This window comes from Paenibacillus sp. FSL K6-2393, assembly GCF_038002545.1.
In the GTDB taxonomy this organism is placed as follows: domain Bacteria; phylum Bacillota; class Bacilli; order Paenibacillales; family Paenibacillaceae; genus Paenibacillus.
In genome coordinates, this window is the sequence record NZ_JBBOCU010000001.1 from 5400586 (window position 1) to 5414146 (window position 13561).

16 protein-coding genes and 5 tRNA genes are annotated in these 13561 nt (G+C 48.2%); 11 read left to right on the forward strand and 10 right to left on the reverse strand.

Annotated features, from left to right (window positions below; genetic code table 11):
• Positions 1–65 precede the first annotated feature (65 nt).
• On the reverse strand, positions 66–1316 hold the full coding sequence (gene urtA, locus MHI14_RS24050; RefSeq protein ID WP_341131391.1) for an urea ABC transporter substrate-binding protein: 1251 nt from the start codon (positions 1314–1316) through the stop codon (positions 66–68).
• 261 nt (positions 1317–1577) lie between these two features.
• On the opposite strand from urtA, the gene MHI14_RS24055 reads away from it, so the two are divergent.
• From MHI14_RS24055 to MHI14_RS24080, 6 genes are read left to right on the forward strand one after another with little or no spacing between them, the layout of a single operon-like run.
• Positions 1578–1880: an urease subunit gamma gene (locus MHI14_RS24055; RefSeq protein WP_076209470.1), complete on the forward strand. Its 303-nt coding sequence runs from the start codon at positions 1578–1580 to the stop codon at positions 1878–1880.
• A gap of 17 nt (positions 1881–1897) precedes the next feature.
• On the forward strand, positions 1898–2287 hold the full coding sequence (locus MHI14_RS24060; protein ID WP_091033638.1) for an urease subunit beta: 390 nt from the start codon (positions 1898–1900) through the stop codon (positions 2285–2287).
• Positions 2284–4002 carry an urease subunit alpha gene (ureC, locus tag MHI14_RS24065; protein WP_341131392.1) on the forward strand — a complete coding sequence of 573 codons (1719 nt, stop codon included), beginning with the start codon at positions 2284–2286 and terminating at the stop codon, positions 4000–4002. The genes MHI14_RS24060 and ureC overlap by 4 nt, the downstream gene beginning before the upstream one ends.
• A gap of 36 nt (positions 4003–4038) precedes the next feature.
• Positions 4039–4731: an urease accessory protein UreF gene (locus MHI14_RS24070; protein ID WP_165980369.1), complete on the forward strand. Its 693-nt coding sequence runs from the start codon at positions 4039–4041 to the stop codon at positions 4729–4731.
• Positions 4732–4764: 33 nt separating this feature from the next.
• On the forward strand, positions 4765–5484 hold the full coding sequence (gene ureG, locus MHI14_RS24075; RefSeq protein ID WP_017690021.1) for an urease accessory protein UreG: 720 nt from the start codon (positions 4765–4767) through the stop codon (positions 5482–5484).
• Positions 5459–6361 (forward strand): urease accessory protein UreD, encoded by a 903-nt coding sequence (locus MHI14_RS24080; RefSeq protein WP_341131393.1) that lies wholly within the window; start codon positions 5459–5461, stop codon positions 6359–6361. Before ureG ends, MHI14_RS24080 begins: the two co-directional genes overlap by 26 nt.
• A gap of 112 nt (positions 6362–6473) precedes the next feature.
• Here MHI14_RS24080 and MHI14_RS24085 read toward each other — a convergent pair whose 3' ends face one another.
• The 4 genes from MHI14_RS24085 to MHI14_RS24100 form a co-directional block, all read right to left on the reverse strand.
• Entirely contained in the window at positions 6474–6899 is a 426-nt protein-coding gene (locus tag MHI14_RS24085; protein ID WP_036610863.1) for a helix-turn-helix domain-containing protein, read from the reverse strand.
• A 169-nt stretch (positions 6900–7068) separates the two neighbouring features.
• A tRNA-Leu gene (locus MHI14_RS24090) sits at positions 7069–7151 on the reverse strand.
• A 17-nt stretch (positions 7152–7168) separates the two neighbouring features.
• Positions 7169–7244 (reverse strand) — tRNA-Lys (locus tag MHI14_RS24095).
• Positions 7245–7350: 106 nt separating this feature from the next.
• Positions 7351–7422: transfer RNA gene (locus MHI14_RS24100), tRNA-Glu, on the reverse strand.
• Between the two features lie 313 nt (positions 7423–7735).
• Between MHI14_RS24100 and MHI14_RS24105 the strand changes: the two genes are divergently transcribed.
• On the forward strand, positions 7736–8512 hold the full coding sequence (locus tag MHI14_RS24105; protein ID WP_076251528.1) for a DeoR/GlpR family DNA-binding transcription regulator: 777 nt from the start codon (positions 7736–7738) through the stop codon (positions 8510–8512).
• A gap of 4 nt (positions 8513–8516) precedes the next feature.
• The gene (locus MHI14_RS24110; RefSeq protein WP_249911500.1) at positions 8517–9413 is read left to right on the forward strand and encodes a Cof-type HAD-IIB family hydrolase; all 897 of its coding nucleotides are present in this window, start codon (positions 8517–8519) and stop codon (positions 9411–9413) included.
• A gap of 64 nt (positions 9414–9477) precedes the next feature.
• On the opposite strand, the gene MHI14_RS24115 is transcribed toward MHI14_RS24110, so the two are convergent.
• Together MHI14_RS24115 and MHI14_RS24120 are read right to left on the reverse strand one after the other, a co-directional pair.
• The gene (locus MHI14_RS24115; protein ID WP_341131394.1) at positions 9478–10149 is read right to left on the reverse strand and encodes an MgtC/SapB family protein; all 672 of its coding nucleotides are present in this window, start codon (positions 10147–10149) and stop codon (positions 9478–9480) included.
• A gap of 93 nt (positions 10150–10242) precedes the next feature.
• Complete coding sequence (locus MHI14_RS24120) at positions 10243–10902, reverse strand: flavin reductase family protein (RefSeq protein WP_341131395.1); 660 nt, start codon at positions 10900–10902, stop codon at positions 10243–10245.
• Between the two features lie 107 nt (positions 10903–11009).
• Here MHI14_RS24120 and MHI14_RS24125 point away from each other — a divergent pair, with 107 nt between their 5' ends.
• Positions 11010–11708, forward strand: coding sequence for an ArsR/SmtB family transcription factor (locus MHI14_RS24125; protein WP_341131396.1), 699 nt, complete (start codon positions 11010–11012; stop codon positions 11706–11708).
• Between the two features lie 222 nt (positions 11709–11930).
• Here the strand turns inward: MHI14_RS24125 and MHI14_RS24130 are convergent.
• The 3 genes from MHI14_RS24130 to MHI14_RS24140 form a co-directional block, all read right to left on the reverse strand.
• Positions 11931–12019: transfer RNA gene (locus tag MHI14_RS24130), tRNA-Ser, on the reverse strand.
• A gap of 6 nt (positions 12020–12025) precedes the next feature.
• Positions 12026–12101: transfer RNA gene (locus MHI14_RS24135), tRNA-Asn, on the reverse strand.
• A 93-nt stretch (positions 12102–12194) separates the two neighbouring features.
• Positions 12195–12656 (reverse strand): SprT family protein, encoded by a 462-nt coding sequence (locus tag MHI14_RS24140; protein ID WP_036669054.1) that lies wholly within the window; start codon positions 12654–12656, stop codon positions 12195–12197.
• A gap of 118 nt (positions 12657–12774) precedes the next feature.
• Between MHI14_RS24140 and MHI14_RS24145 the strand changes: the two genes are divergently transcribed.
• On the forward strand, positions 12775–13131 hold the full coding sequence (locus MHI14_RS24145; RefSeq protein WP_341131397.1) for a hydrolase/acyltransferase: 357 nt from the start codon (positions 12775–12777) through the stop codon (positions 13129–13131).
• 184 nt (positions 13132–13315) lie between these two features.
• Complete coding sequence (gene cmpA, locus MHI14_RS24150; RefSeq protein WP_017690033.1) at positions 13316–13459, forward strand: cortex morphogenetic protein CmpA; 144 nt, start codon at positions 13316–13318, stop codon at positions 13457–13459.
• Positions 13460–13561: the final 102 nt, after the last annotated feature.

Sequence of the window (13561 nt, forward strand, 5' to 3'; positions counted from 1 at the left end):
CACACCCTCGTTTATGTTTCGGCTGCTTTGAAGCGAGTTACCTGTTTTATTGCGAGGTTTCTATGTTATTTAGCGCTGAGGGAAGCTCCCCATTCATACGTTTTCAGATAAGGGTCCGGCTTGACAGGCTCACCAGAATTCCACAATTCCTTGAACTGCCCATCTTCCTGCACCTCACCGATCCGTACGGTTTTGTAGATATGCTGATTCTCTCCATCCACGGTTACCTTACCTTCCGGGGCATCAAACTCCAGACCCTTGGCAGCTGCCTTCACCTTCTCTACGTCGGTTGATCCTGCTTTTTCCACCGCCGCCTTCCAGAGATAAACCGCCACATATCCCGCTTCAATCGGATCAGCTGTCACTCGATCAGCACCGTATTTTTCTTTATACTTGGCAACAAATGTTGCATTCTCAGGTGTATCCGTTGTCTGATAATAATTCCACGAAGCCAGATGTCCCTTCAATACATCTGCGCCGATGCCACGGATTTCTTCCTCCGCCACACTCACCGAGAGGGTTGTCATCTGATCCGAGGAGATTCCGGCATCCTTCAATTGTTTGAAGAAGGCCACATTGCTATCTCCGTTCAGCGTATTGTATACAATATCCGGCTTCGCAGCTTTGATTTTGCTAATGATGGTACTATAATCGGTATGGCCCAGCGGTGTGTACTCCTCACCCACTACTTCGCCGCCTTCTGCTGCGAGTTGTGCCTTAATGACCTGATTGGCCGTTTTTGGGAATACATAATCTGAACCGAGCAGATAAAACGTCTTGCCCCTGTTCTCCAGTAACCAAGTTACAGATGGAACGATCTGCTGATTCGTTGTTGCTCCTGTATAAAAAATATTTGGCGACGATTCCAATCCCTCATATTGCACCGGGTAAAACAATAAACCTTTGTTCTGTTCAAACACTGGGAGCATAGCCTTCCGACTTGCAGAGGTCCATCCACCAAATACAGCAGCTACCTTATCCTGTTGCAGTAACTTCCCAGCCTTCTCCGCAAAAGTAGGCCAATCCGAAGCGCCATCCTCAACTACCGGCTCGATCTGTTTACCCAAAACTCCGCCCGCGGCGTTGATCTCTTCAATAGCAAGCATCTCGGCATCTTTAACAGATACCTCACTGATCGCCATCGTTCCGCTGAGAGAGTGAAGAATGCCAACTTTAATCGTATCACCGGATGCAGCCGGCTCTCCTGTACCACCTGAACCCGAAGCTTCAGGCGGCGCAGTGCCCTCCACACACCCTGTCATCACAATGACCACACCGAGCAAAATACTCCATAACTTGACCGACCTCTTCTTCAATAGCCTACACTCCCTTTTTTTAGTCTATTGACGAACATTAAGGTCATTTGCGTCCGAAATGTTCGTTGATCCAAATTATGGAGGGTTACACTCTTCATGTCAATATAGCTTACATAATTTTATTTCATGCCTACTCGTTTCATGCATACTGCTAATATGCCTTGAAGCTTATTGACAAAGGATCCACCCTGTGTGAGTATATTTAACATATAACATGATCCATGAACATATCAGACATTATAAGCGAAAGGTCGGATTGCCTTGCACTGGACTGAGCAGGAAAAGGAAAAACTCCTGATTACCGTGGCCGCTAACCTCGCCCGTGAACGAAGAGCACGCGGACTCAAGTTGAATGTCCCCGAAGCCATCGCCTTGTTGACCTCCGAACTGATGGAACGAGCACGGGATGGAATGAGTGTTGCCGAATTAATGAGATACGGAGGCACCATCCTGACACGTGAAGACTGTATGGATGGTGTTCCCGATATGATTCCTGAAGTACAGGTAGAAGCCACATTTCCTGACGGTACAAAACTGGTTACCGTACATGAACCTATACGCTGAGAAAGGCAGGAGAAACCATGATTCCTGGTGAATACCGTTTGAAGCCAGATGACGACATCATCTGTCATCCGGATCGTTTAACCCTACGACTCATTGTCCTTAACCGCGGCGACCGCCCCGTCCAGGTCGGCTCTCACGTTCACTTCTATGAAGTTAATGCAGCACTGGACTTTGATCGCACCTCAGCTTTTGGACATCGCCTGCATATTCCGGCAGGCACCGCAGTCCGCTTCGAACCCGGTGAAGAGAAACCTGTTGAACTCACGACCTTTGGCGGCAAACGTCAGATTCACGGGTTCAACGGATTAACCGAAGGCTCTGCGGATCAAGCCCCTGATCCACAGAAACTGGAGACATTCCTGAAGACGTTCTCCCCTCCCATACAAGATGGAGGTGAACCTTCATGAAACGAATGAGCCGTGAACAGTACGCGTCGATGTTTGGACCGACAACCGGTGATGCCGTAAGACTTGCGGATACCGAACTATGGGCAGAGATTGAACATGATTATGCCGTATACGGAGATGAGAGCAAATTCGGGGGCGGCAAGGTTATCCGCGACGGGATGGGCCAGTCTACGACTGCTTTGCGAAGTGACGGCACTCCTGATACTGTTATCACCAACGCTATCATTATCGATCATTGGGGCATTGTAAAAGCGGATATCGGCATTCGGGATGATCACATCTGCGCCATTGGCAAATCCGGTAACCCGGATACAATGGATGGCGTTCATCCCGCTCTGGTCATCGGTGCTTCCACCGAAATCATCGCTGGTGAAGGCATGATTGTAACTGCTGGCGGCATTGATACCCATATTCATTTCATCTGCCCACAGCAGATTCAGACTGCATTATCCTCCGGGGTCACGACCATGATCGGCGGCGGAACAGGACCCGCAACAGGAACCAAAGCCACCACCTGCACACCAGGAGCCTGGCACATCCACCGGATGTTAGAATCGGCAGAGGCTTTTCCCATGAACATCGGTTACCTTGGCAAAGGCAACAGTTCCAGTACCGCACCTTTAATCGAACAGATTGAAGCGGGTGTAATCGGCCTGAAGCTGCATGAAGATTGGGGCACTACCCCGAGCGCTATCGATGCCTGCCTGACTGCCGCCGGGGAACATGATGTTCAAGTCGCTATCCATACCGATACACTGAACGAAACCGGATTTCTCGAAAATACCCTGGCTGCAATCAACGGCCGGACGATCCACACGTACCATACGGAAGGCGCTGGTGGCGGACACGCACCGGATATTATCCGGGCCGCTGGGGAGTCCTACGTTATCCCCTCATCAACCAACCCAACACGACCGTACACACGCAACACTGTAGAAGAGCATCTCGATATGTTGATGGTGTGTCATCACCTCGACCCTTCCATCCCGGAAGATGTCGCTTTTGCGGATTCGCGGATTCGTCCCGAAACCATCGCAGCCGAAGACATTTTGCATGATCTTGGCGTGTTCAGCATCATTAGTTCCGATTCTCAAGCCATGGGCCGAGTGGGCGAAGTCATTATCCGCACCTGGCAGACAGCCGACAAAATGAAAAAACAGCGTGGTAAACTTGAGCTCAACCCGAATTCCCCCTCCGATAACGATCGGATCAAGCGATATGTCGCCAAGTACACCATCAATCCAGCTATCGCACACGGAATCGGTCATCTCGTCGGTTCGGTGGAAGTTGGAAAGCTGGCAGATCTAATCATATGGAAACCAGCTTACTTCGGAGTTAAACCCGAGATTGTCATCAAGGGTGGCATGATTACATTTGCCCAGATGGGCGATCCCAATGCGTCCATCCCGACACCTCAGCCCGTATTTGGCAGACCCATGTTCGGAGCTTATGGTAGAGCCATTGCCAGCGGATCGATCACCTTTGTCTCCCAAGCCGCAGCAGAAGCAGGGATCAAAGAGTCATTGGGCCTGAAGAAACGGGTTGAACCCGTCAAGGGCTGTCGCTCGGTCAGCAAAAAAGACATGATTCATAACGACGTCACCCCTGTCATTGAAGTCGATCCCGAAACCTATGAGGTGCGCGCCGACGGCGAGCTTCTCACCTGTGAACCCGCAGACGAGTTGCCTATGGCACAGCGGTACTTTATGTTTTGATAGGAATACGGATTAGCTGATAAGGGGGCACTCATGATGAACAGTGGCACAAAGCTACTCCGTTATGTTCAGCTGCTGGATTCAGCCCTGCCCATCGGTGGTTTCTCCCATTCCTTCGGTCTGGAAGCTTACACACATGATGGCACCGTGCAAAATACCGCGCAGCTTGAACAGTTTATTCGCAGCCAGCTTCATTCCAGTCTTGTACGACTAGATGGTCTTGCCATCAAAGGCGTCTATCAGGCGATAAAACAGCAAGATGCCGCTCTACTTGCCCTGTATGACAAACGTGTCCACGCCCAGCGCTCCCCTCGGGAACTCAGGGAAAGCGGCCACAAAATGGGAAAGCGACTGCTCAAGCTGGCCCGTTCACTCTATCCATGGATGGACTTTTCCCTAATTGATGAGGCTATCCGGGAACATGGCGCGTATTGTGGCATCACGACCATTCACGGTTATATCAACTATCAATTGGAGATTGAATTGGATGAAGCCGTTACCGGGCATCTGTATACCTCAGTGAACGCTTATGTGAATAGCGCACTTCGCCTGCTGCCCATCGGACAAACCGAAGCGCAGATGTTGATTCAAAAACTGCTTGATGATATCGAAGCGGAATGGGCTCTCATTCGGGGAAATGACCCCGAAGATATGCACAGCTTCGGAATCGCCCAGGAAATCTACGCCATGCGGCATGAGACCTTACCCGCGCGGCTGTTTATGTCTTAACTACAACTTTTATCTAACTTAGGAGGAATTGTTATGTGTGGAGGAGCTAATCATACGCATCATCCGGAGTGGGAACGTAAGGCATTTGATCGGAGTCGTCCGATGCGAATTGGAATTGGCGGACCGGTAGGTTCAGGTAAAACAGCCCTTGTGGAGAAGCTGTCCAAGGCACTGCGTACACGTTATAGCCTTGCTGTCATCACGAATGACATTTATACCAAGGAAGATGCCGAAATCTTGCTGCGTCAGAATGCACTGGCACCAGAGCGCATTATCGGCGTAGAGACAGGCGGATGCCCGCACACGGCTATTCGTGAGGATGCCTCAATGAATTTCGAAGCAGTTGACGAGTTGATTGAACGCTTCCCGGATCTGCAACTGATCTTCATCGAGAGCGGCGGCGACAATCTCTCTGCTGCATTCAGTCCGGAACTCGCTGATGTGTTCATCTACATTATCGACGTTGCCCAAGGGGAGAAACTTCCTCGCAAAGGCGGTCCTGGCATCACGCGTTCAGATCTGTTGTTAATCAACAAAACCGACCTTGCCCCTTACGTTGGAGCAAGCCTGGAAGTTATGAAAAATGATACCGAGCGGGTACGCGAAGGCCGCCCTTATGTCATGTCTAATCTAATGAGCGGTGAAGGTGTATCCGAGATTGTCCACTGGCTCGAACATCAATATATGGATGACGATGCTTCCGCTGCACATCTGCATTCACACAGCCATGAACATGGCACTCACTCGCATTAATTCATCTTCTGTCCCCACGGGGACAGAGCTAAATGGGAAAGAAAGTGCAGGTGCGCCCGTCACACGCCGCAGCGAGCTTCGGGCTACCTTTGCCTTTCAAGGCGACCGAACTGTCATGACTGATCGTTATTACAGCGCACCACTCCGGTTTAGCCGATCCTTTCGACCTCCCGGAGGCGGAACCGAATTATGTGTGTACACGTCCGACGTCTCGCCCGGAGTCCTTAACGGGGATCACTATCATTCCGAGTGGGAATTAGGTGAAGGCACCCATGTCATGCTGAGCAGCACATCTGCTACCAGACTTCATCCTACACCTTCCATTCCCTCATCTGTTAATCATCACTTTCGGTTGGGAAAGGGGGCCACGCTGGAATACTTCCCTGAATGCGTCATTCCCTTCAAAGGAAGTTCTTCTTCGCTCGCTGTAACCTTTGAGCTGGAAGAAAGGGCAATCCTGGCCTATGCAGATATCTGGTCTGCCGGACGGATTCATCGGGGAGAAGCTTTCCAATTCGAGCGTTACCGTAGCTTGACGGAGATATGGCAAGGTGAACAACTGGCTGTCTGGGATCGATTCGGACTCGAACCGGATACCGATGATCCCAAACACTCCGCGTCTCTCCTTCACTATACCCATACCGCTGCGTTGTGGATGATCGCACCGGGGCTTGGTACTGCGGAGTTGGAGCAAGTCAGATCCGCGCTGCCACCAGATGGACGGATGCTCGCAGGTGCAAGTTTGCTGGCAACCGGAGGCATCGGCGTTCGACTCCTTGGCATGGCAGCTTGGGAGCTTCAGGAGCAGTGTCTTCAGATCTGGAACACACTCCGCCCCCATCTGCTGGGCAAAGAAACTCTTGTCTTCCGAAAATAAGGGCTTGAAGCATGCATGGTTAATACAAAAAAACCTCTGAACTGTCTCCGAGTGTGTTCGGATTAGTCCAGAGGTTTTTGAACATTCAGTCTATGGATGCTGCTCATATCACTTAAGCTTCGTTTTCCTCAGAATCGTTCTCTGATTTGTTCTCAGGTTTGTAGCGATAGTCGCCTGCATCCTTGCTTTCCTTGGATTTGCGGTAACGGGTAAACTCAATATATTCGCTGATAAAAGACTGTTCCACAGTCGATAATTCACTTTCTTGGCAATTCAATTGCCGCAAAACGTCAAAAAAATAATCCTCCCGTTTTTCCCGAACCATCGCTTCCTTCGATGGACGTCCAATCATGAGCCAGTCGAGGCTCACATCAAAAAACGAAGCAATCTCAATTAATTTATTCGTACTCGGAATAGACTTGCCACGTTTCCAATCACCCAGATTGCCTGTGCTAATCTTCAGCTGTTGGCAGAAAGCCTTCTTGGTCATTCCTCGTTCGGCAATCAGGTGTTCAATTCGCTCATAGATCGACTGCATACAAGAACCGCCTTCCAACCGTAATAATCAACTCATCTGCTTGAATTATACCACATTATTCCTGAATGCTCAGCCTTTATATGCCTGGAACAGGATGATGCATATCGTATAACACAAAGATAGACTCCCATGAATGATCATAGAAGTCTATCTTATATTGTTGCTGTGATGCGGTCGAGAGGACTCGAACCTCCACGGGTATACACCCACTACCCCCTCAAGATAGCGTGTCTGCCATTCCACCACGACCGCATATTAAATTGTAAAAATGGTGAGCCATGAAGGGCTCGAACCTTCGACACCCTGATTAAAAGTCAGGTGCTCTACCAACTGAGCTAATGGCTCTTGCTGTAAACTTCACCGGATGTGCCATGCTTCATTCTTGTCTATAAGAGCAATGACTTTGAGGATTACTCATCGAAAATGTAGATCTCATGAGGTGGTGAAGATATGACCCGTAGGGGATTCGAACCCCTGTTACCTCCGTGAAAGGGAGGTGTCTTAACCCCTTGACCAACGGGCCTTAATAACAAGTTGTCTTTCTTGGCGACAAGAATGAGTATACCACAGGACAATTTGAACTTGCAATACTTTTTTTAAAATTTATTTTTCAAGCGTTTTTGTCTTTGGCACACGGCTCTTCAGATCCCTAATATTAGCCATCTCCCCATTCATGCCAGTGTCATCCCCGTGCAGGAACAATGTTAACCATTCATTAAAACACTTATAAAAACTTACGTTCACTTATAATATTGCAAATCACATTAAGAATACTTATAATTAAAGTATCAGTATAAGTATAAGTACGGTCATCCATACACTCGGAGGTGACATGTTTGTTTCAAGAAGAACGAATGCAGCTCATTGTTGAACATCTACGCAAACACAATCGCATCTCAGCCGATGATATTGTCGCCTTGTTTGATGTATCACGGGATACTGCACGCAGGGATCTGATTAAGCTTGAGGAACAGGATGCCATTATCCGAACACGTGGCGGCGCGATTCTCCCCCCTCCTCCGCAAGAATTCAGATCCTACAAAGACCGTTTACTCGATGTATCTGAGGAAAAGAGGGCCATCGGCAAACTCGCTGCGGCTATTGTAAGGCAAGGCGAGATCATTATTCTGGACTCTTCCACGACTGTGCAGGCCTGTGCCGAGAACTTAGACGGCAAATCCTGTACCGTCATTACTAATTCGATTCATTCCGCTGATCTTCTCTCCAATCACACTGCTGTCCAGATTCGTTTGCTCGGAGGCAAAGTAGATAAGGAACAACGTTATGTCTACGGTACCTCTGTTATTGAGACCCTCTCCCACTATTATGTAGATAAAGCCTTTATCGGTATTGGCGGTATCACCATGGATGGCTTCAGCGCTTCCGAAGAGGAAGGGAAAATTAAACACCAAATGATGAAAGCTGCCAAGAAGGTTGTTGTTCTTGCAGATCAATCCAAGTTTGATAGACGTTATGGTTATCGTTTTGCCGACTGGTCATTGGTGGATGTATTGATTACGGATCAATGGCCAACCAAAGAATGGCTTGTTTTTCTAGCCGAACAACAGGTTGAGATTCTCATTCCTGAACCAACAGATGATAAGGAGTTGTAAATATATGAAATTATTTGCCACAGATTTAGATGGAACTTTGTTGAACAGAGATAGCCAGATTAGCCCGGAGAACGCCGCAGCCATCCAAAAGGCCCAGCAATCCGGTATGAAGGTTACCATTGCTACAGGACGTGTCTATTCCGATGTTGTGACCATCAGCCGCGAAGGCGGAATCAAAACCCCAATTATCGGCTCTAACGGAGCGACAATTCATGATGCAGACGGTGAACGTTTATTCCATCTTCCGCTTGAGCGTGATACAGCAGCTTCCGTCATGCAGTGGCTGGAAGATCATGATGTCTATTATGAGGCTTCAACGCAACAAGGCATCTATGCCCCGCGTAGCAGTCATGAGACCTTGCTCGCCGAGATGGAACGTGTTCTTGGTTCGAACCCTGGTGAGGACATTGCACGCATGATTCGCTCCATCAAGAAACACTATGACAAAAAAGACTATCACCGCGTAAACAGCCATCTGGAAATTCCGGCAGAAGCCTACGTCTATAATATTATGGCCTTCTCCATGAATCCGGACAAAGTAAAGACAGGACGAGAATACTTCGCATCCCGATCCGATGTCGCCATGGTTGTATCCTTTGAGCATAACTTCGAAATGCAGCACCCGGACGTATCCAAAGGTAATGCCCTCACCAAACTGGCGGCTCACCTGAACATCTCCATGGAAGATACAGTAGCGATCGGTGATAACTTCAACGATGTCTCCATGTTAAAAATGGCAGGACTCGGCATCGCCATGGGTAATGGCGAACCCGAAATTCAGGCATTAGCCAAAGCCATAACGCTGACCAATGTGGAGCACGGTGTTGCCCATGCCATCGAGTGCCTGCTTGAAGGTAAACCGGTGTCCCGTCCAGAAACGATTGTCGGAGAAGGTCAGTAATTGAACCCATACTGAATTAAGCACTGAACCTGCATGGCCGCCTGTTGAGCCATGCAGGTTCGCTTCATTTTAACTCCGCAGATCGAACGTGAGGCACGTCCTGTAACAAAATAATCAGTTGCTCGCCCCGGTATGAACCCGGCAGTTGCAACGTGAACTCAAGTACAGTCTCTTCCACGGAGTCTGTGCTTGTTTGCTGTTCAGTCTTAAATCCGATGACCGAGATCTTCTCCTGTCCCAGCAGTGCCAAAACAGTCTTCAGGGCCTCTCCCTCATTTTGCAGATGGATGGTTAACGTCTCTGTTCGGCCGGATACCAGCCAGCGTGTGGGTCTATGCAGTAACATCTGTGCCACGACAATAAGCAGTGTCACGCCTGCACCCGTCCAATACAGACCTGAACCCACAGCAAGTCCCATGCCTGCCGTAGCCCATATGCCAGCCGCTGTGGTCAATCCCCTGACCGTGTGACGCTGTGTGAAGATCATGCCCGCTCCAATGAACCCCACACCACTAACGACTTGTGCAGCGATCCTTGAAGGATCAAGAGACAGATTGTCCCAGCCAGCCTGATCCTGGAATCCGTATTTGGACACAATCATCATCAGGGCAGCACCGACAGCGACCACAAAATGAGTACGAATTCCCGCCTCTTTCATTCGATTCTTGCGCTCATATCCGATTAGCACACCACATATTCCAGCTATGAGTACACGCATCAAATATTCCACTTCCATGCACATCACCTCTTTCATTATGTATATGCTTACATTAGTCTATCTTTACTATTACCCAATCTTTACATGACTAATAAAGAACTTCCGTCCAGGTCAATTCTCTGCCCGGAAATTTTCCCCTTGTCTCTCTCCCAATCCGTAATAATGTCTGAAATTATATATCAGCGGATGCCATTCCTCTGGATTAATCTTGTTCGGTCCAGATATTAGCCTTGTGTGCGCGTGCACCTTTAACGCTTTCACTTCGACAATCGCCATGAACGGTGTATGTTCGGGAATACGAATGTTTTGTACTGCCGCTTCAATCTGGAGCGGACATTCAACTATTTTATCTGGAGCCACCTGAACCGAGCATTCAGATGTCAGTCCAGCTACAGTGAATTTATCATGACAATATTCATAGCCCATCTGCCGTTTATCCTCAGGAACCGGGGTAACTCCCGTATAACGACCCAATGCCTCAACCTGTCTCCACATGGTCGCATCTGGCAGATTAATCACGCACTCAGGGTGTCGACTCAGATTTTCATAGGCTTTGCCCTGTATACCTAGACCAAGAACCAAACAATCCCCCAGCGCCCAAGATGAGGATAATGGTGACAGGTTGGTTGACCCATCCTCATTTAATGTGCTTAGCAGCAATACAGGCGTACCATAATATAAAATACTGGGATTAATCGTTTCATGTTGAATCACTGCTGGACTCTCGGACAACTGCCCTGTAGCAAAGTCCTGTTTCGTTATCTTTTTCATCCTGTATCTCTCCTGTTCCAATTCCAATGATTTATAAGCTCAATCTGACCGATATGGGACGATACAACTGGATTGTAATACAGTAATAGTTCAGATATGATCGAAGTATGAATGTATATCCGAATATTACTGTTATTGCGTCGTTAATCGCTGATCCAAGCCGCGCTATTTTTCTGTCATCCTTACTGGATGGCCGGGCGTTGCCCGCAGGTGAGCTTGCTCATATGGCAAGTGTCACTCCCCAGACGGCAAGCAGCCATCTAGCTAAACTCGTAGCGGGAGGATTACTTGAAGTTGAACAACAAGGACGCCATCGATACTACCGTCTTGCAAACAAAGAAATTGCTAATCTGATTGAAACGATCGCCAGTATTGCTCCGCCTGTTCAGATCCGCTCTCTCAAACAATCCGATCAGCTTCAACAACTGAGTTATGCACGGACCTGTTATGGTCATCTGGCCGGAAAATTGGGAATCTCGCTCTGTGAAGCCTTAGTACAGAAGGGTTATCTTTCAGAGCCCGAAGAGGCACATAGCAAGGATTATCAAGTTACAGAGAAAGGAATACAGTGGTTCACTACGTTTGGAATTAAACTTCAGATGCAGCCAGGATCACGCCGGGCCATCGCTCGCAAATGTCTGGATTGGAGCGAACGCCGTCATCATCTCTCAGGTATGCTTGGGGAACAACTCAGACATCGATTATCAGAACTGGACTGGATTCGTCAAAAAACAGGAAGTCGCTCTGTCGAAGTGACGGAAGCAGGCAAGAAAGGTTTATACGAGGTGTTGAGCATTTCACTTTAAGCAGAAGCGTATACAAGGGATAAGCAAAGATGAATAAACGTAAAAAATCCCCTTCACACTGATCGTTAACCGGTCTAATGTGAAGAGGATTTTTTGGTGAATCAGAACGGAGAGAGAGGGATACTCTCACTTCGTTCGAGACTGCGAAGTATTGCTAACGAAGCTTATGCTCCGACGAACCTTTAGGGTTCTCATCCCTTTGCAGAGAAGTTTAATTCAGAACGGAGAGAGAGGGATTCGAACCCTCGCACCGCTTACGCAGTCTAACCCCTTAGCAGAGGGTCCCCTTATAGCCACTTGGGTATCTCTCCAAGAAATGGCTCCCCGAACAGGGCTCGAACCTGTGACAACTCGATTAACAGTCGAGTGCTCTACCAACTGAGCTATCAGGGAAAATTAACTTGAATAAGATTAATTTATCATGATTAATAATCCAAGTCAACATCCCTACCATCACTTTCTTTAATACATTGAATGATACACACATCAGATATTCTGAAGGCCCAGTTTTCCCGCGCAACGACCACAACGGTAACGCTTCGGATCTATTTTCCGCTTGCGCAAATATTCCGTACCACAGCTCTTGCACACCAGCTTATAACGATATGGCAGCGGCTTTCTGCCTTTACCGTCAGGAAGTGATTGGCAGTAACGCGAGCCGCCTACCTTCTGCAATAAAGCCTTGAATTCCGGGTCACGATGCTGATAGCCGCGCCCACGAATATGCAGATGATAGTGACACAGCTCATGTTTGATGATTTTCTCAACCTCATCTCGCCCATAGGCTTCGAGTTGATGCGGATTGATCTCAATCCGGTGACTTTTGAGCATATAACGCCCACCCGTCGTGGTCAGGCGACTGTTAAACAACGCTTCATGGGTGAACGGTACTCCGAAATGATCCAGTGATACCTGTTCAATCCATTGTTGCAATTCCTCATTTTCCATCGGTATCTCTCCTTGCACCCCCTCGGAGCATTTGTTTTTCCGGCATAATACTTGAATTTTAACCGTTTCGTAGGCTACACTGTCAAGTAGAATGTATGAGGGGAGATTATTACTCGTTATGCCTACAATGCGCTATGTCATCCTGCAGCAGGAACAACAATTGCAGTTCGTGGAAATGCCGGCAGATTACGCCTATCAACTCAGTGCGCTCAACCTGCGCCTGCACAAGGAAATTGATAAACTCACTGCAGCAGATGTGCCTGTCCTGCCTTGGGCGATCGCCGAATGTGACAGCCTCGATCTCCTAAACGAAAATCTTACTATCATCGGCGGCCTTGATTATATCAATTCGCTTGAAGAATCTTTTGCAGCACTACGTGAAAGCCATTATCCTTTGATTTCTCTGCTTACCGAAATCCGGGCTCTTCAGGCCCAATTGGAACAATGGTATGAAGAAGAGATGGAAGCTCTCTAATTGAACGCAGGTATCATTTTATAATGATGAGAACAAAAAGCACATTTCCCTGAATTGGGATTTGTGCTTTTTTTTGAGTCAACGAGACATTGATTTGCCGGAGGCCTCCACTTATCCCGCACAGTCCAGGCTATTGCCACATATGCTAACGTACAGATGAATTATGCAAGAGGAGGAGATACCCTTGCCTCAATGGCTTTGCAATCAACTGATGCGTGCATTTCACAAAAAGGACAGCCGGCAAATCAAGTTGCTGAACGAATGCTGGTTCTTTTATCGTAACAAACCAGCAAATGGCACACCACGCAGCGCGGAGAACGAACTTTAAGAGGTTGTTCATAAAAGTCTGCATTGGATTACGAAGGATGGCCTTTTGAACACGTACTTTAAGAAAATGCACATATTGCCCACCGTACTTACTAGAGGAATT